Origin of the sequence: Mycobacterium sp. E1747, from assembly GCF_001667775.1 — a bacterium.
Classification (GTDB): domain Bacteria; phylum Actinomycetota; class Actinomycetes; order Mycobacteriales; family Mycobacteriaceae; genus Mycobacterium.
This window is the reverse complement of sequence record NZ_LZJI01000157.1, coordinates 48,160-69,680: the sequence shown is the minus strand read 5'-3', so window position 1 is coordinate 69,680 and position 21,521 is coordinate 48,160. Positions and strand designations below refer to the sequence as shown.

The 21,521-nt window shown below is 69.6% G+C and carries 21 protein-coding genes; 10 read left to right on the top strand and 11 right to left on the bottom strand.

Annotated features, from left to right (window positions below):
- Positions 1–6: 6 nt before the first annotated feature.
- Positions 7–531 (bottom strand): mycothiol transferase, encoded by a 525-nt coding sequence (locus A5695_RS15265; RefSeq protein WP_068083403.1) that lies wholly within the window; start codon positions 529–531, stop codon positions 7–9.
- Between the two features lie 54 nt (positions 532–585).
- Here A5695_RS15265 and A5695_RS15260 point away from each other — a divergent pair, with 54 nt between their 5' ends.
- The 3 genes from A5695_RS15260 to A5695_RS15250 are packed head-to-tail and all read left to right on the top strand — an operon-like array spanning position 586 to position 3,404.
- On the top strand, positions 586–2,358 hold the full coding sequence (locus A5695_RS15260) for an amidohydrolase family protein (protein ID WP_068083399.1): 1,773 nt from the start codon (positions 586–588) through the stop codon (positions 2,356–2,358).
- A 9-nt stretch (positions 2,359–2,367) separates the two neighbouring features.
- Positions 2,368–2,973, top strand: a complete 606-nt coding sequence (locus tag A5695_RS15255; RefSeq protein WP_082946117.1) for a PPE family protein — start codon at positions 2,368–2,370, stop codon at positions 2,971–2,973.
- Positions 2,974–3,002: 29 nt separating this feature from the next.
- A complete protein-coding gene (locus A5695_RS15250; protein ID WP_068083396.1) occupies positions 3,003–3,404 on the top strand; it encodes a hypothetical protein in 402 nt (133 codons plus the stop codon).
- 234 nt (positions 3,405–3,638) lie between these two features.
- Here the strand turns inward: A5695_RS15250 and groL are convergent, their stop codons facing one another.
- Positions 3,639–5,264 (bottom strand): chaperonin GroEL, encoded by a 1,626-nt coding sequence (groL, locus tag A5695_RS15245; RefSeq protein ID WP_068083393.1) that lies wholly within the window; start codon positions 5,262–5,264, stop codon positions 3,639–3,641.
- Between the two features lie 262 nt (positions 5,265–5,526).
- On the bottom strand, positions 5,527–6,093 hold the full coding sequence (locus tag A5695_RS15240) for a TetR/AcrR family transcriptional regulator (protein WP_068083390.1): 567 nt from the start codon (positions 6,091–6,093) through the stop codon (positions 5,527–5,529).
- 102 nt (positions 6,094–6,195) lie between these two features.
- Here A5695_RS15240 and A5695_RS15235 point away from each other — a divergent pair, with 102 nt between their 5' ends.
- Positions 6,196–7,110 (top strand): SDR family NAD(P)-dependent oxidoreductase, encoded by a 915-nt coding sequence (locus A5695_RS15235; protein WP_068083387.1) that lies wholly within the window; start codon positions 6,196–6,198, stop codon positions 7,108–7,110.
- A gap of 22 nt (positions 7,111–7,132) precedes the next feature.
- Here A5695_RS15235 and A5695_RS15230 read toward each other — a convergent pair whose 3' ends face one another.
- From A5695_RS15230 to A5695_RS15210, 5 genes are all read right to left on the bottom strand, one after another.
- The gene (locus tag A5695_RS15230) at positions 7,133–8,221 is read right to left on the bottom strand and encodes a metallophosphoesterase (protein ID WP_231974847.1); all 1,089 of its coding nucleotides are present in this window, start codon (positions 8,219–8,221) and stop codon (positions 7,133–7,135) included.
- Positions 8,218–9,048, bottom strand: a complete 831-nt coding sequence (locus tag A5695_RS15225; RefSeq protein WP_082946116.1) for an ABC transporter permease — start codon at positions 9,046–9,048, stop codon at positions 8,218–8,220. Before A5695_RS15225 ends, A5695_RS15230 begins: the two co-directional genes overlap by 4 nt.
- A complete protein-coding gene (locus A5695_RS15220) occupies positions 9,038–9,772 on the bottom strand; it encodes an ABC transporter ATP-binding protein (protein ID WP_068083476.1) in 735 nt (244 codons plus the stop codon). The genes A5695_RS15225 and A5695_RS15220 overlap by 11 nt, the downstream gene beginning before the upstream one ends.
- Positions 9,773–9,831: 59 nt before the next feature.
- A complete protein-coding gene (locus tag A5695_RS15215; RefSeq protein ID WP_231974845.1) occupies positions 9,832–10,830 on the bottom strand; it encodes an ABC transporter substrate-binding protein in 999 nt (332 codons plus the stop codon).
- Between the two features lie 213 nt (positions 10,831–11,043).
- Positions 11,044–13,377 (bottom strand): DUF3604 domain-containing protein, encoded by a 2,334-nt coding sequence (locus A5695_RS15210; protein WP_369830193.1) that lies wholly within the window; start codon positions 13,375–13,377, stop codon positions 11,044–11,046.
- 87 nt (positions 13,378–13,464) lie between these two features.
- On the opposite strand from A5695_RS15210, the gene A5695_RS15205 reads away from it, so the two are divergent.
- Positions 13,465–14,433 (top strand): LysR family transcriptional regulator, encoded by a 969-nt coding sequence (locus A5695_RS15205; protein ID WP_068083377.1) that lies wholly within the window; start codon positions 13,465–13,467, stop codon positions 14,431–14,433.
- Here the strand turns inward: A5695_RS15205 and A5695_RS15200 are convergent.
- Positions 14,406–15,098 carry a M24 family metallopeptidase gene (locus tag A5695_RS15200; protein WP_068083374.1) on the bottom strand — a complete coding sequence of 231 codons (693 nt, stop codon included), beginning with the start codon at positions 15,096–15,098 and terminating at the stop codon, positions 14,406–14,408. The two genes, A5695_RS15205 and A5695_RS15200, sit on opposite strands and share 28 nt — an antisense overlap.
- A 31-nt stretch (positions 15,099–15,129) precedes the next feature.
- On the opposite strand from A5695_RS15200, the gene A5695_RS15195 reads away from it, so the two are divergent.
- Complete coding sequence (locus A5695_RS15195) at positions 15,130–15,624, top strand: cupin domain-containing protein (protein WP_068083371.1); 495 nt, start codon at positions 15,130–15,132, stop codon at positions 15,622–15,624.
- A gap of 4 nt (positions 15,625–15,628) precedes the next feature.
- On the opposite strand, the gene A5695_RS28590 is transcribed toward A5695_RS15195, so the two are convergent.
- A complete protein-coding gene (locus A5695_RS28590; protein ID WP_156749666.1) occupies positions 15,629–15,787 on the bottom strand; it encodes a hypothetical protein in 159 nt (52 codons plus the stop codon).
- 158 nt (positions 15,788–15,945) lie between these two features.
- Here A5695_RS28590 and glp point away from each other — a divergent pair, with 158 nt between their 5' ends.
- Genes glp through A5695_RS15175 form a run of 4 tightly spaced genes read left to right on the top strand, consistent with a single transcriptional unit; the run spans position 15,946 to position 20,934 of the window.
- The gene (gene glp, locus A5695_RS15190) at positions 15,946–17,151 is read left to right on the top strand and encodes a gephyrin-like molybdotransferase Glp (RefSeq protein ID WP_068083368.1); all 1,206 of its coding nucleotides are present in this window, start codon (positions 15,946–15,948) and stop codon (positions 17,149–17,151) included.
- A gap of 23 nt (positions 17,152–17,174) precedes the next feature.
- Complete coding sequence (locus tag A5695_RS15185; RefSeq protein ID WP_068083366.1) at positions 17,175–17,894, top strand: phosphatidylserine decarboxylase; 720 nt, start codon at positions 17,175–17,177, stop codon at positions 17,892–17,894.
- The gene (gene pssA / locus A5695_RS15180) at positions 17,894–18,757 is read left to right on the top strand and encodes a CDP-diacylglycerol--serine O-phosphatidyltransferase (RefSeq protein ID WP_068083363.1); all 864 of its coding nucleotides are present in this window, start codon (positions 17,894–17,896) and stop codon (positions 18,755–18,757) included. Before A5695_RS15185 ends, pssA begins: the two co-directional genes overlap by 1 nt.
- Positions 18,754–20,934 carry an AAA family ATPase gene (locus A5695_RS15175; RefSeq protein WP_068083360.1) on the top strand — a complete coding sequence of 727 codons (2,181 nt, stop codon included), beginning with the start codon at positions 18,754–18,756 and terminating at the stop codon, positions 20,932–20,934. The genes pssA and A5695_RS15175 overlap by 4 nt, the downstream gene beginning before the upstream one ends.
- Here A5695_RS15175 and A5695_RS15170 read toward each other — a convergent pair.
- On the bottom strand, positions 20,908–21,504 hold the full coding sequence (locus tag A5695_RS15170; protein WP_068083357.1) for a TetR/AcrR family transcriptional regulator: 597 nt from the start codon (positions 21,502–21,504) through the stop codon (positions 20,908–20,910). The genes A5695_RS15175 and A5695_RS15170 overlap by 27 nt on opposite strands.
- Positions 21,505–21,521 lie beyond the last annotated feature (17 nt).

The window sequence follows — 21,521 nt, the reverse complement described above, 5'->3', positions numbered from 1 at the left end:
AAACCCTTAGGGCGCGATTCCGCGAACGTAGGCGGCCTGCCCGAGGTGCTGGGCGCAGTCGTCGATGATGCTCACCAGCCGGGCGCTGGCCGTCACCGGCGGGTCCCAGTTGGTGTCGACCACCCGCTCCAGGTCGGCGGCGGTCACGCCGGCGATGTATTCGAGTGTGAGCTTGTGCACCGCGTGGTAGTAGCCGGACAGCAGATCCGCGGGCGCCTTGACCTTGGCGACCTGCTCGGGGCCGTGCCCGTAGCCGGTGTCGTTGCGGGGCAGATCCAGCCCGAACCGGTCCACCCAGCCGTCGCGGAGCCACACCTGCTCCACACCGGCGACGTCGGCCAGCTGGATGTCCTGCACCCGCGCGCTGTGCCAGAGCAGCCAGGCGATGCTGTTGGCGCTCGGGGTCACCCGGTACTGCGCGACCGCGTCGGTCAGGCCGTCGGCGATGTCGTCGACGTGTTCGATCAACCGGGTGAACGCGTCGCGGAGCAGTTCTTGGACGGCGGCATCGGGGCTGGAGGCGTTGGCCATACCAGCGACACTAGATCCTGGCACGACCGGCGGGCACGGTCGTAGATTATTTGCATGACTTACGACCTGATCATCCGCAACGGCACCATCGTCGACGGGCTGGGCGGCGAGCCGTACGTCGGCGACGTCGCGGTGCGCGACGGCGTCATCGCTGCCGTCGGTCGGGTCAACGGCGAGCGCGCCGAGCGGGAGATCGACGCGACCGGCCTGCTGGTCACCCCGGGCTTCGTCGACCTGCACACCCACTACGACGGCCAGTCCATCTGGTCGGAGCGCCTGACGCCGTCGTCGGCGCACGGCGTGACCACGGTGGTGATGGGCAACTGCGGCGTCGGCTTCGCGCCGTGCCGCCAGTCCGACCACGACGTCCTGGTCGACGTGATGGCCGGGGTCGAGGACATTCCCGGCGTCGTCATGACCGACGGCCTGCCCTGGACGTGGGAGACGTTCCCCGAATACCTGGACGCGCTGGACGCCGGCAAGCGGGACATCGACGTCGCCGCATACCTGCCGCACTCGCCGCTGCGGGTCTACGTCATGGGCCAGCGCGGCGCCGACCGCGAGCCGGCCACCGCCGAGGACCTCGCCAAGATGCGAGCGCTGGCCAAGGAGGCGGTCGAGGTCGGAGCGCTCGGCTTCGCGTCTTCGCGGCTGACCATCCACAAGACCGAAAGCGGCTCGCCCATCCCGAGTTACGACGCCGCCCGGGAAGAGATCGAGGAGATCGCCCGCGGTGTCGTGGACGGCGGCGGGGGCCTGCTGCAGTTCGTGCCGGACATCCCGGCCGGCGGCTACGAGCCCGTGCTGCAGACGGTGTTCGACGTGGCCGAGGACGTGGGTCTGCCGCTGACCTTCACGCTGGTGGTCGCCAACTCGGGTGATCCCACGTGGCAGGACGCCATCACGATGATCGAGAAAGCGAATTCCCGGGCCGGCGACGGCGAGCCCCGCGTCACCGCGCAGCTGCTGCCGCGCCCGATCGGGCTGATCATCGGACTGCAGCTGTCCGCCAACCCGTTCGTGCTCTACCCGAGCTACCGCGAGATCGCGCACCTACCGCTGGCCGAGCGGGTCGCCGAGATGCGCAAGCCGGAGGTGCGCGCCCGCATCCTGGCCGACAAGCCGGGCCAAGGCCACCCGATCCTGTACGTGGCCCAAATGTGGGACTGGATCTACCCGCTGGGCGACACCCCCGACTACGAGCCCGACCCGTCGACCTCCATCGGGGCCCGGGCCCGGGCGCGCGGGGTGAACCCGATGGAGGAGGCCTACGACCGACTGCTCGACGACGAGGGCCGCGCCATGCTGCTGGTGGCGACCAGCAACCTGCAGGGCAACTCGCTGGACACCGTGGGCCAGCTGCTGCACCGCGATGACGTGGTGCTGGGGCTCGGCGACGGCGGCGCGCACTACGGGATGATCTGCGACGCCAGCTACTCGACGTATTTCCTGACTCATTGGGCGCGCGACCGCAAGTCGGGCCGGTTCACCGTGCCGGAGGCCATCCGCGAACTCACGTCGGTACCGGCCCGCATCGCCGGGCTGGGCGACCGGGGGCGCATCGGCGTCGGCTACAAGGCCGACTTCAACGTCATCGACCACGCCGCGTTGCGCCTGCACAAGCCGGTCATCACCTACGATCTGCCAGCCGGCGGTCGCCGCCTGGACCAGACCGCGGACGGCTATGTCGCGACGATCGTGGCCGGCGAAGTGATCGCGGAGAACGGCGTGCCCACCGACGCTCGTCCAGGCAAGTTGGTCCGAGGTCGGCTACCGGCGGCCGGTAGCCGCGCAATAACGCCACCAAAACAGCCAGATCCCGGGTAAGTTGAGCCGGTGACGAGCCCGCATTTTGCGTGGTTGCCGCCAGAAGTCAACTCGGCACGAATCTTCTCGGGTCCCGGAGCCGGGCCGCTGCTTGCTGCCGCGGAAGCCTGGGACGGACTGGCCGAGGACTTGGCATCGTCAGCATCGTCGTTTTCTTCGGTGACGTCAAATCTTGCCAGTGGGTCCTGGCAGGGGCCATCCTCGGCCGCGATGATGGCCCTCGCCACGCACTACGTCAGCTGGCTCAGCGCGGCGGCGGCCCAGGCGCAGGCGGTGTCCAGCCAGGCCTCCGCCGTGGCGGCAGCGTTCGAGGGGGCGCTGGCGGCCACGGTGCAGCCCGCGGTGGTGGCGGCCAATCGTGCGCTGGCGCAGGCGTTGTCGGCCACCAACTGGCTGGGCCAGAACACCCCCGCTATCGCCGACATCGAGGCCGCCTACGACCAGATGTGGGCGTCGGACGTGGAGGCGATGTACGGCTACCATGCCGACGCGTCGGCGGCCGTGGAGAAACTGGCGCCCTGGCAACAGGTGCTGCAAAACCTGGGCTTCCACTTCAGCAGCAGCGGCCAGCTCACGTTCGGCCTGCCGGCGGCGCGGGTTCCGCGCACGCTGTAGCGGCCCGGCCCGCGCCTATTCTGGGGGTCATGCGCACCAAGAAGCAGGTGGACGTCGAGCGCCTGGCCGCCGTCCTTCCCGACTACCCCTTCGCCTACCTGGTCACCGTCGACGACGACTACCGCGTGCACACCGTGACGGTCGAGCCGCGGCTGCGCGACGCGATCCTGGATGTCGGCCTGATCGGAGGGCGCACCCGCCAGAATCTGGCGCAGCGCCGCGACGTCACCCTGCTCTGGCCCCCGACCGAGCCCGGCGGCTATTCGCTGATCGTCGACGGCACCGCCGAGGTCAGCCTTGAAGAACTTACCGGGGACGCCGTTCGCCTGGAAGTGGTGCCGACCCGCGCGCTGCTGCACCGCGAGGCCGACCCGACCTCCCCGAGCGCGGCGAAGGGTTGCCTGCACGACTGCGTGGTGTTCTCGCGATGAGCCGCGTCGCCCCGCTGGCCACCCGGCTGCGCAGTGACCACGGTCGGCCAGTTCCCGCGTGATGGCGGCGCCGATGCGCCGGCCATCCCGTTAAACGCTCGCCGCCGAACGTGAAACCAGGGCGGTCAAATCGGCGAAACCGCGCCCTGGGTTCACGCTCGGCGGACACGAAAAAGCCCGGCCTGCAACGCAGACCGGGCTTTTTCAGTGATTGGGACTTTTCCGGTCTTGGACTTAGAAGTCCATACCGCCCATGCCGCCGGTCGGGTCGCCCGCGGGAGCGGCCGCCTTCTCCGGCTTGTCGGCGACGACGGCCTCAGTCGTCAGGAACAGCCCGGCGATGGACGCCGCGTTCTGCAGCGCCGAGCGGGTGACCTTGACCGGGTCGGCAACGCCGGCCTTGAGCAGGTCCTCGTACTCACCGGTGGCGGCGTTCAGGCCGGTCCCGGCGGGCGAGTTGCGGACCTTCTCGGCCACAACGCCGGGCTCCAGCCCGGAGTTGAAGGCGATCTGCTTCAGCGGGGCCTCGAGCGCGACGCGCACGATGTTGGCGCCGGTCGCCTCGTCGCCGGTGAGCTTCAGCTCGTCCAGCGCCGGGGTCGCGTGCAGCAGGGCCACGCCACCACCGGCGACGATGCCCTCCTCAACGGCGGCCTTGGCGTTGCGCACCGCGTCCTCGATGCGGTGCTTGCGCTCCTTGAGCTCCACCTCGGTAGCCGCGCCGGCCTTGATCACCGCAACACCGCCGGCCAGCTTGGCCAGGCGCTCCTGCAGCTTCTCACGGTCGTAGTCGGAGTCGCTGTTCTCGATCTCCTGGCGGATCTGGGCCACCCGCCCGGCGATGGCGTCGGTGTCACCGGCGCCCTCGACGATGGTGGTCTCGTCCTTGGTGACGACGACCTTGCGGGCCTTACCGAGCAGCGCGACGTCGGCGCTCTCCAGCGACAGACCGACCTCCTCGCTGATGACCTGGCCACCGGTGAGGATCGCCATGTCCTGCAGCATCGCCTTGCGGCGGTCGCCGAAGCCGGGGGCCTTGACGGCCACCGACTTGAAGGTGCCGCGGATCTTGTTGACGACCAGGGTCGAGAGAGCCTCGCCCTCGACGTCCTCGGCGATGATCAGCAGCGGCTTGCCGGCCTGGATGACCTTCTCCAGCAGCGGGAGCAGGTCCTTGACGGTCGACACCTTCGAGCTGACCAGCAGGATGAACGGGTCCTCGAGGACCGCTTCCTGACGCTCGGCGTCGGTGACGAAGTAGCCCGAGATGTAGCCCTTGTCGAAGCGCATGCCCTCGGTGAGCTCGAGCTGCAGGCCGAAGGTGTTGGACTCCTCGACGGTGATGACGCCCTCGTTGCCGACCTTGTCCATCGCCTCGGCGATCAGGTCGCCGATCGACTGGTCGCCCGCGGAAATCGCTGCGGTGGCGGCGATCTGCTCCTTGGTCTCGACCTCCTTGGCCTGCTTCAGCAGGGTCTCGGTGACCTTTTCGACGGCCTTCTCGATGCCGCGCTTGAGGCCCAGCGGGTTCGCGCCGGCCGCCACGTTGCGCAGGCCCTCGCGGACCAGCGCCTGGGCCAGCACCGTGGCCGTCGTCGTGCCGTCACCGGCGACGTCGTCGGTCTTCTTGGCGACTTCCTTGACCAGCTCGGCGCCGATCTTCTCGTAGGGGTCCTCCAGCTCGATCTCCTTGGCGATGGACACACCATCGTTGGTGATCGTGGGGGCACCCCACTTCTTCTCCAGGACGACGTTGCGGCCCTTGGGACCCAACGTCACCTTTACCGCGTCGGCGAGGGCGTTCAGCCCCCGCTCGAGGCCGCGACGGGCCTCTTCGTCGTACGCAATTGTCTTGGCCATTGCGAAGTGATTCCTCCGGATCGGGAATGACACCGGGTGGCCACGGGTGGCCACCCCATTACTTACGCTGGCCGGGTGCAGTGCCCGCGACGGACGACCCCAGGTGTCTGCTGGTCTCACCGTCCCGACCTAGCACTCACGTGTCGCGAGTGCCAACGTCATTCTTAGCACTCGCCTATGCCGAGTGCAAGGTCGTCCGGCGGCGATACAGCCCGCGAAGCGGGGTGAAGAGGAGCTGGACAATCAAGAACAGCCTGGGGCGTTATCGCTGCGCGCGTAAGCCGTCGATGACCACGTCGGTCGCGCGCTCGGCCAGCGCAGAGTCGTACGCCTGCATCGCCTGGCATCCGACCAGGATCGCCTTCACGTCGCGCATGTCGATGTCCCGGCGGGCGGTGCCCGCTTCCTGGGCCGCGCGCAGCAGTTCGCCCAGCATGGCCTTGAACGCGTCCTCGGCCTGCGGAGCAGCGCAGGCGATGTCGATTCCATACCCGGCCAGCGCGTCGACCAGGCCGCGGTCCGCGGCCCCCCACTGCAGCACCAGCGAGCGCAGGAAGGCAAAGAGCGCTTCGCCCGGCCCCTCGGACTCCAACAGGGCGCGGGCGTCGTCGACCATGCGCTGCATCCGGTCCTCGATGACCGCCGTGAACAGCGCCTCCTTGGTCGGGAAGTGCCGGTAGACCGTGCCCGCGCCGACGCCCGCGCGCCGGGCGATCGCGTCGATCGGCACCGCCAGGCCCTCGGCCGCGAACGTTTCGTAGGCGACGTCCAGCACGCGTGCGCGGTTGCGCGCCGCGTCGGCGCGCAACGGTCGCGCTGGTTGGGCCAACTATTCACCACCCATCGGTTGACAAAGCGGGGCGTGCGTTCCGTATAGTGAACTCAACCGGAGCGCTCGCCCCGTTTAGTCTACAAGTCGAAGGAGCTTTCCATGGCCAAGTGGACCGCCGCCGACATTCCCGACCAGGCCGGCCGCGTCGCCGTCATCACCGGGGCCAACACCGGACTCGGCTACCAGACGGCCGCCGCGCTGGCCGATCACGGCGCCCGCGTCGTGCTGGCGGTGCGCAACCTGGACAAGGGCAAGGACGCGGCCGCCCGGATCGCCGCCAAGAGCCCGCACGCCGACGTCGCGTTGCAGGAGCTGGACCTGACGTCGCTGGACTCCGTGCGCGCCGCGGCGGACCAGCTGAAGTCCGACTACGACCACATCGACCTGCTGATCAACAATGCCGGCGTCATGTACACGCCGAAGGAAACCACCAAAGACGGCTTCGAGATGCAGTTCGGCACCAACCACCTGGGCCACTTCGCGCTCACCGGCCTGCTGCTGGAGCGGCTGCTGCCGGTTCCCGGATCGCGGGTCGTGACGGTGAGCAGCATAGGCCACCGCATCCTCGCCGACATCCACTTCGACGACCTGCAGTGGGAGCGCTCTTACAACCGGGTCGCGGCCTACGGGCAGGCCAAGCTGGCCAACCTGCTGTTCACCTACGAGCTGCAGCGGCGGCTCGCCCCGCGCGGGACGACGATCGCCGCAGCCGCGCATCCCGGCGGGTCGAACACGGAGCTGGGCCGCTACACGCCCGCGGCGTTCCGGCCGCTTGTCAACGTCTTCTTCAACGTGATCGCGCAAGACGCGGCCATGGGCGCGCTCCCGACGCTGCGCGCCGCCACCGACCCGGGCGTGCTCGGCGGGCAGTACTACGGACCCGACGGGTTCGGCGAGGCCCGCGGCTATCCCAAGCTTGTCGGGTCCAGCAAGAAGTCGCATGACGCCGAATTGCAGCGGCGGCTATGGGAGGTCTCGGAAGAGCTGACCGGGGTCATCTATCCCTTGGGCTGACCCTGGCCAAACCGGCGCGCGATTACGCCCAGCGAAAGGGGCGGGGCAGCGTCAAGTTTCGCTCGGCGCTGTCGTACCACCCCTGCGGGGCGTATTGGCTGGTGTGCAGATAACACTGCACCCTTACCGCATCACTACTGGGCTGGAAGGTCAGTAGGCGGCTGATCGGCAGGGTGGTCCGTGGCATGTGGTGGCGACTCAGCGACGCGACGTTGAGAAACCAAGTGCCCCAGCGCTGTTCGATATGAGTTTTGCCGCCGAACGAGTCGTCGGGATGGGTGTGGGTGTGCCCCGCCAGCCACAACGCCACCCGGCCCGGCCGGGCCGCCAGGAATTTCTCGAACGCGGCGGAATCGGGTTTACTGTCGACCCAATACAGATAGGAAGCGGCGTTCGGGGTGCCCTCGTCGAACGGCCGGTGATAGTGCTCCACCAGTTCACCGTTGGCGCCCCTGCGGACGCCCTCCCACTCGCCGGAGGCGACGGTGGTGTCCTTCAATACGTAGTGATGCACCGACACGATGATGGCGTCGGGGTTCTCATCAACCATCGACGTCCACCAATCGAATGTCTCGCCAGTGACCACGCCGCCGGGATTGCCTCCCAACGTCCCCCGGCCGATCGCCTGACTGGGCTCGTTGCGGTCGCTCATCATCAAGAACAGCAGGTTGCCCACCCGGAAGCTGTACCGCGCCCACGTTCCCTCGGGACGGTAAGGGCGGGCGGCGGCGTCGACACCGGAGAACTCCGTGTGCAGACCCAGCGGGTCCACCCACTTCTGCCACCACCACGCCTCGGGTTCAGCCAACCCGCTGCGGTCATGGTTGCCGCACACGCTGTAGACGTCTTCGCGGCGATGAGCACGCAGCGCCACGAATTGCTCGACGACTTCACGGCCCTCGGCGTCGTCCGGCAGGCTGTGGTGCGCACCGGACATGTCGCCGACATCGACGGCGAAGTCCCACTCGAAGGGCGGACCCCCCTCGCCGCCGCCGGATTCGGAGTGCGAGATCGCCTCGGCCAGGCTTCTCCGGCCGAAACTCTTGTCGGTGCCGACGTGGGCATCACCGAACGCCCACACCCGCAACGGTTGCGAGTTGGCGGCGGTCACGATTCGGCAGCGTCGACGAGACCCCAACGGCGACGCACCGCGTTGTCGACCAGGGTGAAGAACCCGTCGATGACGATTCCGAGGGTCAAGATCACGATCATGATCGCGATGGCCGACGGCATGTCGGACATGTTCTGCGCGTTCTCGAGCAGCACACCGATGGAGGCCGTGTTGGTCACAATCACCACCAGCTCGCCGGACATGAGGCTGCGCCACGCGAACGCCCAGCCCTGCTTGAGCCCAGTCACGAAAACCGGTAGCGACCCCGGCAGAATCAGGTGCCGGTACAGGGCGAATCCCTTGAACCCCATGGTCTTCGCTGCGCGTAGCAGCAACGGGGGGATGTGGTCGGAGCCGGCGATCACGGCGGTGGCGATTGCGGGTGCGGTCCCGATGACGATGACGAACACGATCGCCGAGGTGGTGAGGCCGAAGAAGATGATGGCGAACGGGAACCAGGCGATCGCCGGCATGGTCTGCATCCCGGTGATGATCGGACCGAATGCGGCCCGCAGCGCCCGGTTCCTCGACACGAGGATCCCGGCGGCGAGCCCGATCACCAGCGCCAGGCCGAACCCGTACACCGCCCTGCCCATCGTCGTCGCGATGGCCTGCCACAGCAGCGGTTCGGAGGCCTGGGTCCACAGGCTGGACAGGGCCGCGCCCGGACCGGGCAGCACGAATGAGGGCTTCCAGCCGCTCAGGTACACCGCCTGCCAGCCGGCCAGAACCACCAGGAACCCAAGGGCGGGCGCCCACAGCGACCGCGCGAAGCGGCGGGCGCCCGGCGCCTGCGGCGCTTCCACATCCACGTCGCTAAGCGACATCACGGCCGCCCGGCCCTTGAAGATCGGCGGTGATCGCCGTGGCCAATCCCGAGATCTGCGCCGGGTCGGTGCGCCGCGGCCGTGGCACGTCGATGGTGTGCTCGGCGACGATCCGCCCGGGGCGTTCGCTGAGCAGGATCACCCGGTCGGCCAGCCGCACCGCCTCCACCACGTTGTGGGTGACGAACAGCACCGTCAGCCCGCTTTCGTCGACGATGCGCGCGAGTTCGGTGTGCAGTAGGTCGCGGGTGATCGCGTCGAGGGCGCCGAACGGTTCGTCCATCAGCAGCACGTCGGCGTCTTGGGCCAGCGCTCGTGCCAGCGCGACGCGCTGGCGCATCCCACCCGACAACTGGTGGGGCCGCGCGGTGGAGAAGCCGGTCAGCCCCACCATAGCGAGCAGTTCGGCCACCCGGGCGCGCCGAATACTCTTGGGTACCTTGCGGGCCCGCAACGCCACGTCGACGTTTCCGGCCGCGGTCAGCCACGGAAACAGGGCGGGCTCCTGGAACATCATGGCCACCCGGCGGTTTCCCGTATCCACCGCGCCGGAGGTGGGCGCATCCAGCCCGGCCACCAGCGAGAGCAGGGTGCTCTTGCCGCACCCCGACGGTCCGACGATGCAGACGAACTCGGCCCGGCTGACGGTGATCGACAACTCCGCAAGGGCGGCGACCGCCGACGCGCCCTGGCCGTAGCTCTTGGTCACAGACGAAAGCCCAATTGCCGGTTCAGCTGCGCCGTTGGATTCAGGAGTTGTCACGATGTGGCTCGTTACGCCGGTCATGTGTTGACCTGGGGCTTCCCCGAGGTCTTCAGGACGTCGTTGAGCAGCCGCAGATCCACGAGCCCGTTCAGGTCGAGCGGATCGAGCAGCCCCACCGACACGGCTTTGCGCACTTGGTCGTTCAGCGAGGCGGGGTTGGGATCGTTGGTGAAGGTGGTTTCCTGGACAGAGGCCGCCAGCACCTGGGAATCCAGACCTTTGCCCAAATCCTTCGCGATCGTGTCGTTGGCCGCCCGCGCTGCGGCATCCGGGTCGGCGTGGAGAAGCTCATTGGCTTCCACCTGCCCCCGCAGCAGCGCGGACACCGCATCGGGATGAGCCTTCAAGAAGTCCTGGCGCACCACCAAGACCGTGATCGTTCCGGGATCCGGCCACAGCGTGACGCCTCCCGCTTTGACCAGTTCGACGTCGTAGGGGGCAGACTCGACGGCACCGGCGATCTGGTTGGTGATGAACTCCTGCACGATCGCCGACTCCGGCTTGGTCGGCTTGACGGACACGTCACCGCTGCCTTGGGTATTAGTCTGTAAGCCGTTGTCATTCAGCCAGCTTCGCAAGCTGACGTCGTGGTTTCCTCCCAGCCCCGGGTCGGCCACGGTCTTGCCCCGGAGATCCTGAGCGCTCGTGATTCCGGGCTTGACGACAAGGGAGGTGCCGCCTTGGGCCGAACCCGAGATGATCTTGATCGCCGTGCCACCGGACTTCTGCCATGCGTTGAAGGTGGGGTTGGTCCCGATATAGGCGGCATCCAGCTGGCCCGATAACAGGGCGGTGGCTTCGGCGATGCCCTGTTGAAAAGGCTGGGCCGCCAGGGTAACCCCCGAGCCGAGGTTCTTGGTGAACAGCCCCCGATTGAGCGCGACCAGCGCCGAGGCGTGCGTGATGCGGGTGATATAGCCAAGGCGCAGCGTTACTTTCGGATCAGAGCCCGCCGTAAATGTGGAGTTTCCGCACGCACTCAACAGGGTGGCCACAAGCACGACCGTCAGCGTCATCGCGTGTCGTGCCAGCATACGAGGTGGCATCAATTCTCCTTACCGGTAAGTTCGTTTCTGCCGCCGGCGGTCGCGAGGCCGCGCGCCGGCTCAAATGTTGACCGCGGTTGCCGCGTCCGATCTCGCGGCGGGGCGCCGGTCAGCTACAGGCGGCGGCGATGACGCGCTGCAGGTCGACATGCAGACGCTTGGTGAGGCGTAAAGCCATATGGCTCAACACGATTGTGCGAGTTCCCGCGTTATGAACAACGGACTGGTCCACACCTGGTGCCCGTCGGATTGGCGTGCCCGTAGGTAGACGGCGCTGTCGGCGGGTGGCACGTCGATCCTCAGCCGCCCGTCGACGGTGACGGGAAGGGATGCGGGGTCGGCGATGCGCTCGATGCGCAAGGTCAGATTCAGCCCGCCAACCCGGATCTCGCGATGTTCGCCGGCCAACAACTCGGCGCCGGTGACGGACAACTCGGCATCCAGGCCCTCCTCGAGGACGCTGACGTCGACGTGCAGGCGCGCGCCGGCCAGATCAGCCAGGCCGACCACGACGCCGATATCGTCGCCGTAGGTCGTGGTGCGCCAAGCGATGTCGTCACCACGGCGGTCGAAGGTCTGCTCGGGGTGGGCGGCGGCCCACGGTGCCACCGAGTCGACGGCGCTGCCGGTGACCGCCAGGCGGCCCTCCCACGTCGCCCACCGGTAGCGGTCCTTGTGCCGCGCGCCGCTCCACCGAATGCGGACCAAAGTATCCGAAAGGCCGGTCTCGGCGAGAAGGTCGCGGCGCCAGAGCAGGCCCGTGCCGTCCCAAATCTCCAGTTCTTCCCAGCCCGCCGTGCCGTAGAGGGCGTATTCTGCGGCCAATTCGGAAGCGGTGGTGTCGATTTCGTCGCCCATCCAGTGATCGCCACATCGCAGCAGTGCCACGGCGCGAGCACCCGTCGTCGCCCACGTGCGCCGCCGCCGCAACGCCTGGCCGACGTCGGCACGGGTGAGTTCGGTCGCCAGGACGCCCGTGAGCCCGCCGTGTCCGCCGAAGATGTTGGCCCCCGGCGCGCCGCCGCCCGGCCGCCCGCGGTGCTCGTCGCTGGCGGCACTGGCGCCCAGGCGCAGCCCGCGAGCTAGCGCATCCTCGAAGAACCACGGGCTGGTCCCCCACGTCGAGTGCACCTCGATCAGCCGCTCCAGTTGGGGATGGTGCCAGTCCAGGATGGCCCGGCGCCCCCCGACGTGCGGGATGAGCAGATAGGAGTCGGGATCCTTCTCGTACGCGGCGTAGAGCTCCGTGATCGGCCATGTCTGGGGCACCGGCGCCGCCGCCGCCATTCCCTGGTGCCATTCGAGGGAACGCGCGAGAGTGGTGTCCTGGCCGAGGAATACGACGTTGTGATCACCGCCGACACCCGCCGTGCCGCACCACTCCACGCCGGGAAAGCAAACCAGCCGACCGTCGTCGTTGGCCTCGGCGCACGCAACGACGACGTCGGCCCACACGTCGTCGGTGATCTGAAAGTCGTTGGCGGTGTAGCCGATCACGTCGAGCGCCCCGACATCACGCCCGTACGCCAAGTTCGAGCCGGTGTCCTGCGTTCCGACCGTGTCGTTGGAATGCACATGCAGATCGGCGAACAGCGCCCGGGGCGAGGGGAAGTCGTCCACCACGTCGAGGAAGCAGGTGGCCCGGCCGATCTCGACGGAACCCGCCTCGGCGATGACGTCGACCTGCCGATGCCGAGCCGGGACGGCCAACGCGAGCGCCGCCCAACCGCCGGCCGGGAAGTCCGCCGATGCGATGTCGGCCCCGCCTGCGCGGGCCCGCACAGCCGCCGCGACATCGCGGCAGGCGTTGCCCCAGCGATCCTGCAGGTGCATCCGCAGCTCGGCGGTGCGGGCATCGGCACGCACCAGGCGCGGACCGTGCGCCACCAGCCGCTCCGGCGGCCCGGGAACCACGGCGAGCCGGGACACCCCGGCGTGCGCCATCCGGGACGTCCCCAACGCATCGACGAACAGGTGGAATTCGAATTCGTCCTCGACGAACGTCTGCACGCGGGTGCCCGGCCCGCCGAAACTGCGGTCGCCCAGCCGGATCTCGATGACGTCGCCGGGCCGCAGGTAGCCATCCTTGACGTGGATCAGCAAGGCCTTCTGAAACGGGCGTTCCCCGCCCTTGACGTCGTAGCGAGTGGTCAGCCGTTGCGCCGTGGCGGCCGATTGCTCCGAAGCCCCTCCGACGAGGGAGCGACTGCGCAGCCGCGCCGAGGCGAAATCGCGGCTGTGCGGATCGGTCGTCTGCAGGTCCCAATCGGAGTAGAAGCGAAAACACAGCTTCAGCCAGCCGCTGTCGGCGATCCCGGATCGGCCCACGGTGTAGGTGAAAACAACCTCCTCCGTCGACCCTGCGACCACGGTCGTCGTCGCGCACGCCAGCGAGCCCAGGAAGGGCAGCGCGTTCAGCTCGGCGGTGATGCCCTCCCGGGTAATCAGGTCGGAGCAGTCATTGGTGTCCAGGCGGCGCTGGGCTCGCGCGCGCACGCGGGCGGACGGCGCGGGCAAGACGGACACGTCGAACATTGTCGCCGACCTCGACTTACCAGTCCAACGGATAGATATAATGAGATCTATCACCGAAAGTGAAGAGTCATGAATTTGCGGCAACTGCGCTATGCGGTGGCGCTGGCCGAAGCGGGAAGTTTCACCAAGGCCGCCGAGACCGAGTACGTCGTCCAATCGGCGCTCAGCCAGCAGATCCGCAGGCTCGAAGACGAGCTCGGCGTCGCGCTGTTCGAGCGCACCACCCGCTCGGTCGCGCTGACCCCGCCGGGCGAGGCGCTGCTGCCCCTGATGCATCGGGTTTTGGCCGGCGTCGACCAGATCAAGTTCGACGCGCAGGCGCTCAGCGGCACCATCGCCGGTCGTCTGACGGTCGGAATGATGGAGGTGCCCTCGGAGAGCCTCGACGTCGCGGCGCTGATGGCCACCTTCCACGCGTGTTATCCCGAGGTCGGCGTGACGCTGCGCAGCGGTGGCAGCAACCTGCTGATCGAGGCGGTGCGCGACCGCAAGCTTGATGTCGCGGTCGTCGGATCCAATGTGCCGCCCGCGACCGGGCGGCTCACCTTCACCCCACTGTTCACCGAGCCCCTGGTGGCGGTGCTGCCTTCTTCGCACGAGTTGGCCGAAAGGGATTCGGTCCTTCTCGATCAGTTGGCGGCCTTGCCCTTCATCGACTTTCCACCCGGATACGGTCTGCGTCACGAAACCGACCGCGGGTTCGCCGGCGTGAACCGACGGGTCGCCTTCGAAGTCACGCGCGTGGATGAGGTGGTCCATTTCGTGAGCAAGGATCTCGGTGTGGCGCTGCTACCCGAGTCCGTCGCCGTCTCACGCGCGGGCGACGACCCGAAGTTGGCGCTGCGCCCCGTCGCCGGCGCGGCCCTGTACCGCCAGGTAAACCTCGTCGCGCCGAGCAGCAACCTCCGATCCGCGGCATCACAGGCCTTCATCGGCTGCGTCGAAGACCACATCAACGGCCAGGTGGCCCGCAGGTCCGGCGGCGCCAAACGACTTTCCGAGGAGTCCGCTCAGGGCAGGTCGAGCAACTGCTCGTAGAAGCCCCCGAAGCCGCGGGCCCGGTCGGCCAGGTGGATCTCCAGGATCCAGTGGCAGGCGCGGCCGACCGGGTCCGTGCGCCGCATCGGCTTGTTCGATCCGGGCGTGATGTACCACTGGACGCCGGGACCGGCGATCTTCTTGTGGGGGAACTCCCCCACCAGGTGACCGGCGATAGAACTGGCGAACTCGAAACCCTCGGCGTGGGCCAGGCCGACGACGAAGTCGTACATCTCGGCGCCGGTGACATCCGGGCGGGCGTCGAAGTATTCGCGGCCGGCCCGCCACACCCGGGGCAGCGCGTCGCGCAGGGCCGCCTTGGCCGGATCGTCGCCGAGCACGAAGGTGCGGCCGAAGTCGGCCTCCCACTCCGCGAAGATGGGCCCGAAATCGAGGAAGACGATGTCGCCGTCGGCGACCAGCCGGTCCGGCGGGCGCTCGCTGAAGGGTTGCAGCGTGTTCTCGCCGGCCCGCACGATGCGCCGATGCCAGTGCCGGGACACCCCGAACATTTCCGCGGCGAGCTGGTCGATTTCGTCGGACAACTGCTTTTCCGAGACGCCGGGGCGGATGATGTCGCGCCGCTCGACCTCGTCGAACAACTGCGCCGCCTTCGCCTGGGCGTCGAGCAGCCGCTGCGCGCGCACGTCCTCCGGAGCCTCCACTCTCGCGATGCTAACTGGCAGGCTGGAATGCATGTCGCTCGTCGTGCCGCCCTATCCCCCGCCCCGATACACCGAAGACGAGCCCCGGGTCAGCGCCTGGCTCAAGCGGGCCGACTCCCCGCCCGACTACCAGACCGGGGGCGTCAAGTACCACTACCTGGCCAACCAGCAGGCCACCGACGGCGACTACGGGCTCTACCGGGTCGACATCCCCGCCTCCGGCGGCGGCCCAGGACCGCACTTTCACCGGGCCATGTCCGAGGCGTTCTTCGTGCTGTCCGGGACGATGAAGCTCTACGACGGCACCCAGTGGACCGACGGCAGGCAGGGCGACTTCCTCTATGTGCCGCCGGGCGGCGTGCACGGCTTCCGCAACGGGGCCGACGAGCCGGCGTCGATCCTGATGCTCTTCGCACCGGGCGCGCCGCGGGAGGCCTACTTCGAGGGCTTCGCGGCGCTCGCCGATATGACCGACGACGAACGCCGGGAGTGGTTCATCCGCCACGACAACTATTGGGTGCAGTAGCCGGTTAACGGTAAGCGAACTTTCGGCGCTGTGCGCCGATACGCGGCGCGCGCCCGACGTAGGGTTTGGCGGTGCAGGTGAGGTCGAAGCGCGCCGCGGCGTGGTTGCGGATGAAGGTCGAGACGGCGTTCAGCGCGCCGATCAGGACCGCTGAGCGGGTCAAGCGACCGAGGCGCCCGGGTCTCAAGCCCGTGCCGGCCGCGTCCGCCCGGCTCCGCGGGCGAGGACGCAAAACCCCGGCCGGTCACCGGCCCCAGCGGTAGTCGGCCCGAAGGGCTCACCGGGGTCAGCCGCGGAATCCGACCGGCCGATAATGGCCCGGTGCGGTCGGTCCAAGAACATCAGCGCGTCGTAGCCGAACTGATCCGTCCCCGCCCGGCCGCCACGGCCGCGCTGGCCGAGGCGCAGGGTCTGGTGCTGGCCGAGGACGTGATCGCGGGCCTGGCGCTGCCGGTCTTCGACAACTCCGCGATGGACGGCTACGCGGTGCGCGCCGAGGACACGTCCGGCGCCACGCCCGAGCACCCGGTGGCGCTCGAGGTCGCCGAGGACATTCCCGCCGGACGCACCGACAAGCTGACGCTGCAACCCAACACCGCGCACCGCATCATGACCGGCGCACCGCTGCCCGCCGGGGCGACGGCGGTCGTGCCGGTCGAGGACACCGACGGCGGCGTGGACGTCGTGTCGATCCGCGCACCCCGCGAGGCGGGCAAGCACATCCGGCGCGCGGGCGAGGACGTGGCCCCGGGCACGACGGTGTTGCGGCGCGGCCAGGTGGTGACGCCGGCCGCGCTCGGCCTGGCCGCGGCGTTGGGCATGGCCGAGCTGCCGGTGCTGCCGCGTCAGCGGGTGCTGGTGCTGTCGACCGGGTCGGAGCTGGTGGCGCCCGGCAATCGGCTGCGGCCGGGGCAGATCTACGAGTCGAATTCGATCATGCTGGCCGGGGCCGTCCGCGACGCCGGTGCCGACGTGATCGCGGTGGCGACCGCGGAAGACGATGTGGCGCAGTTCAGTTCGATCCTCGATCGCTACGCCGCCGACTGCGACCTGATCATCACCAGCGGCGGGGTCAGCGCCGGCGCCTACGAGGTGGTCAAGGACGCCTTCGGCCGCGAGGGCGACCAGGGAGTCGAGTTCGTCAAGGTGGCGATGCAGCCCGGCATGCCGCAGGGCATCGGCCGGGTGGCCGGCGCGACGATCGTCACCCTGCCCGGCAACCCGGTCAGCGCCCTGGTGTCCTTCGAGGTGTTTATCCGCCCCGCGCTGCGCAGGGCCATGGGTCTGCCCGACGCGGAGCGCCCGCACCGGGCGGCCGTGCTCACCGAATCGTTGACCTCGCCGCGCGGCAAGCGGCAGTTCCGCCGCGCCGTGCTGGACCGCGACACGGCCACCGTCACCAGTTATGGGCCGCCGGCCTCGCACCATCTGCGATGGCTGGCGTCGGCGAACGCGCTGCTGGACATCCCGGAGGACGTGGTGGAGGTGGCCGAGGGGACCGAGCTGCAGGTCTGGGACCTGAGCTGAGCCGCGCTCCGTAAGATGGCCGCGTGGCACGCCGCCCCCGCCCCGTCGGCCCTACGGCCGAGGATCCAGCGTTTCGCCCGCAACACGCGTTGGAGTTGGTGCGCTCGACCATTCCGCCGGTACACCCGGCCGGCCGCCCCTTCATCGCGGGCGGCCTGGCGGTGGCGCTGGCCGGCCGCAGGCATCGGTGGATCCGACGGGCCGGTCTGCTGGCGGCGGGCGCCTGCGCCGGATTCTTCCGCCACCCGCCCCGGGTGCCGCCGGCCAGGCCGGGCGCCGTCGTCGCGCCCGCCGACGGGTTGGTGTGCGTGGTCGACGCCGCCGCCCCGCCGGCCGAACTCGGGATGGGCGACGCCCCGCTGCCCCGGGTCAGCATCTTCCTGTCGCTGCTGGACGCCCACGTGCAGCGCGCCCCGGTGAGCGGCGAGGTGATCGCCATGCAGCACCGGCCCGGCCGGTTCGGCTCGGCCGATCTGGCCGCGGCCAGCACCGAGAACGAGCGCACCAGCCTGCGGATCCGGACGCCCACCGGCGCGGAGGTGGTGGCGGTGCAGGTCGCCGGGCTGCTGGCCCGGCGCATCATCTGCGACGCGCGCGTCGGCGACAAGCTGACGATCGGCGACACCTACGGCCTGATCCGGTTCGGCTCCCGGCTGGACACCTATCTGCCGGCGGGCGCCGAACCGCTGGTCCGCGAGGGCCAGCGCGCGATCGCCGGCGAAACCGTGCTGGCCGAGCTGTGATGATCAGCAAGCCTCGCGGCAGGCCGTCGGTCAACCTGCAGATCCTGCCCAGCGCGATGACGGTGCTGTCGATCTGCGCGGGCCTGACCTCGATCCGGTTCGCCCTCGAACACCAGCCCAAGGCCGCGATGGCCTTGATCGCCGCGGCCGCCATCCTGGACGGGCTCGACGGCCGGGTGGCCCGCATCCTGGACGCCCAGTCGCGCATGGGCGAGGAGATCGACTCGCTTGCCGACGCGGTGAACTTCGGGGTGACACCGGCGATCGTGCTCTACGTGACCATGCTGACCAAGTCGCCGGCCGGCTGGGTGGTGATCCTGCTCTACGCGGTGTGCGTCGTGCTGCGGCTGGCACGGTACAACGCGCTGCAAAGCGACGGCAGCCAGCCCGCCTACACGCACGAGTTCTTCGTCGGCATGCCGGCGCCCGCGGGCGCGGTGTCGATGATCGGACTGATCGGGCTCAAGCTGCAGTTCGGTGAGGGCTGGTGGACGTCGACGACGTTCCTGTGCATCTGGATCACCGGGACGTCGATGCTGATGATCAGCAAGATCCCGATGCGCAAAATGCACGCCGCGGCGGTGCCCCCCAGCTGGGCGGCCCCGCTGCTGGCGCTGTTGGCAATCTGCGCGGCCGCGGCGGTGCTGGCCCCCTACGTCCTGATCTGGGTCATCATCGTCGCCTACCTGTGCCACGTCCCGTTCGCCATCCGCAACCAGCGCTGGCTGGCCGCGCATCCCGAAGCGTGGGCCGACGAACCCAAGCAGCGCCGCGCCGCGCGCCGCGCGATCCGCCGGGCGCAGCCGCACCGCCGGTCGATGGCGCGGCTCGGGCTGCGCAAGCCGGGTGGGCGCCTGCCATGAGCCGGCCGGGCGAGGATGCGCCCCGTCAGCTCACGCTCACCGCGCGGTTGAACACCTCCGCCGTCGACTCGCGCCGCGGCGTCGTCCGGCTGCACCCGAGCGTGGTTGCCGCGCTTGGCATTCGGGAATGGGACGCGGTGGCGCTGACCGGCTCGCGGACCACGGCGGCGGTGGCGGGCCTGGCTGGGCCGGACACCCCGGTCGGCACCGCGCTGCTCGACGACGTGACGCTGTCCAACGCGGGCCTGCGCGAGGGCACCGCGGTGATCGTCGGGGCGGTCACCGTCTACGGTGCCCGGTCCGTGACGCTGTCCGGCTCGTCGCTGGCCAGCCAGTCCATTTCGCCGGTGACCCTGCGGCAGGCCCTACTCGGCAAGGTGCTGACCGTCGGCGACGCCGTGTCGCTGCTGCCCCGCGACCTGGGGCCGGGCACCTCCACCTCGGCGGCCACCCGGGCACTGGCGGCCTCGGTCGGCATCAGCTGGACCTCGGAACTGCTGACCGTCACCGGCGTGGACCCGCGGGGGCCGGTCAGCGTGCAGCCCAACTCGCTGGTCACCTGGGGCGTGGGCGTGCCCTCCGGCGGCCCGACACTGTCCACCGACCTGGTCGACGTCGCCAGCCCGGAGACGATCCTCGAGGAACTCAAGGGCTCGCAGCCGCAGGCCGCCAAACTCACCGAATGGCTCAAGCTTGCGCTCGACGAGCCGCACCTGCTCAAGACTTTGGGCGCGGGCGCGAACCTGGGCGTGCTGGTGTCCGGCCCGGCCGGGGTGGGCAAGGTGACGCTGGTGCGCGCGGTGTGCGACGGCCGCAGGCTGGTCAAGCTGGACGGCCCCGAGGTGGGCGCCCTGACCCCGGAGGACCGGCTCAAGACCGTGAGCTCGGCGGTGCACGCGGTCCGCAACGGCGGCGGTGTCCTGCTGATCACCGATGTCGACGCCCTGCTGCCGGCCACCCCCGAGCCGGTGGCCGCCCTGATCCTGGGCGAACTGCGCACCGCCGTGGCGACCGAGGGCGTTGCGCTGATCGCCACCTCGGCCCGGCCCGACCAGCTCGACGCCCGGCTGCGCGCGCCGGACCTGTGCGACCGGGAGCTCAGCCTGCCGCTGCCCGACGCCGGCACCCGCAAGGCGCTGCTGGAGTCGCTGCTCAAATCCGTGCCGGCGGACACCCTCAACCTGGACGAGATCGCCTCTCGCACACCAGGTTTCGTGGTCGCCGACCTGGCCGCGCTGCTGCGGGAGGCGGCGCTGCGGGCCGCGGCCCGCGCCAGCATCGACGGGCTCCCGCCCGAGCTGAACCAGGAGGACCTTCTCGGCGCGCTGACGGTCATCCGGCCGCTGTCTCGTTCGGCCAGCGAGGAAGTGACCGTCGGCAACGTGACGCTCAACGATGTCGGCGACATGGCCGAGGCCCGGCAGGCGCTGACCGAGGCCGTGCTGTGGCCGCTGCAGCACCCCGATACCTTCGCCCGGTTGGGCGTGGAACCGCCCCGCGGCGTGCTGCTGTACGGGCCGCCCGGCTGCGGCAAGACCTTCGTCGTGCGCGCGCTGGCCAGCACCGGGCAGCTGTCCGTGCATTCGGTCAAGGGCTCCGAGTTGATGGACAAGTGGGTGGGCAGCTCGGAAAAGGCTGTCCGCGAACTGTTTCGGCGCGCCCGCGACTCCGCCCCGTCGTTGGTGTTCCTCGACGAGATCGACGCGCTGGCGCCGCGGCGCGGGCAGAGCTTCGACTCGGGCGTGACCGACCGGGTGGTGGCCGCGCTGCTGACCGAACTCGACGGCGTCAACCCGCTGCGCGACGTCGTCGTGCTGGGGGCCACCAACCGGCCCGACCTGATCGACCCTGCGCTGCTGCGCCCGGGCCGGCTGGAGCGGCACGTCTTCATCGAACCGCCCGACGCCGCCGCCCGCTGCGAAATCCTTCGCACCGCAGGAAAATCCGTCCCGCTGAGCGACGACGTCGACCTCGATGAGGTGGCCGCCGGGCTCGACGGCTACAGCGCCGCCGACTGCGTGGCGCTGTTGCGCGAGGCGGCGCTGACCGCGATGCGCCGATCGATCGATGCCACCGACGTGACGGCCGCCGATATCGCGGCGGCGCGCCAAATCGTGCGTCCTTCACTGGATCCCGCTCAGGTGGAGGCGCTACGGGACTTCGCCAAAGCTCCGTAGCACGGCCAGCGCCGAGGCCGCGACGTCGTCCTCGAGCCAGCGCGGCATCGGGTCGTCGTTCGCGTGCCGGCGGACCACGGCATAGGGAAGGTCCGCGACAGCCCGCGCGACGGCGTCGACGGACCGTGGCCTGGCGTTGCCGTACAGCTGCCGGGCCAACACTGCGATCCGCTCGGTCAGCGGCGCGTTCATCGCGGCCAGCGTCTCGCGGAACGCGGCGTCGGGCTCGTCGTCGAGCAGGTCGCCCGGCCGGATCGTCAGCAGCAACCGGGCGTCGTCGGGTAACTCGCGCGCGAAGCCCACGGCGGCCACCGCCATCGCGACGGCGGTGTCGGTGGGCGTCTGGCCGTCCGCGGCCAGGGCGCGGGCCTGGAAGCGTTCGAGCGCCCGCAGCCACGCCGCCGTCAGGATGCCGTCGCGGTTGCCGAACCGGTGATACAGGGTGCCCGCGGGCGCGCCGCTGGCCTTGGCGATCGCCGCGACGCTGGCCGCGCGCGGCCCGCCGTCGAGCACCAGCGCCCGGGCGGCGTCGAGGATCACATCGGTTTCATGCTTCCGCGGAGGTGCCACGATCTAGTATGGTCCTT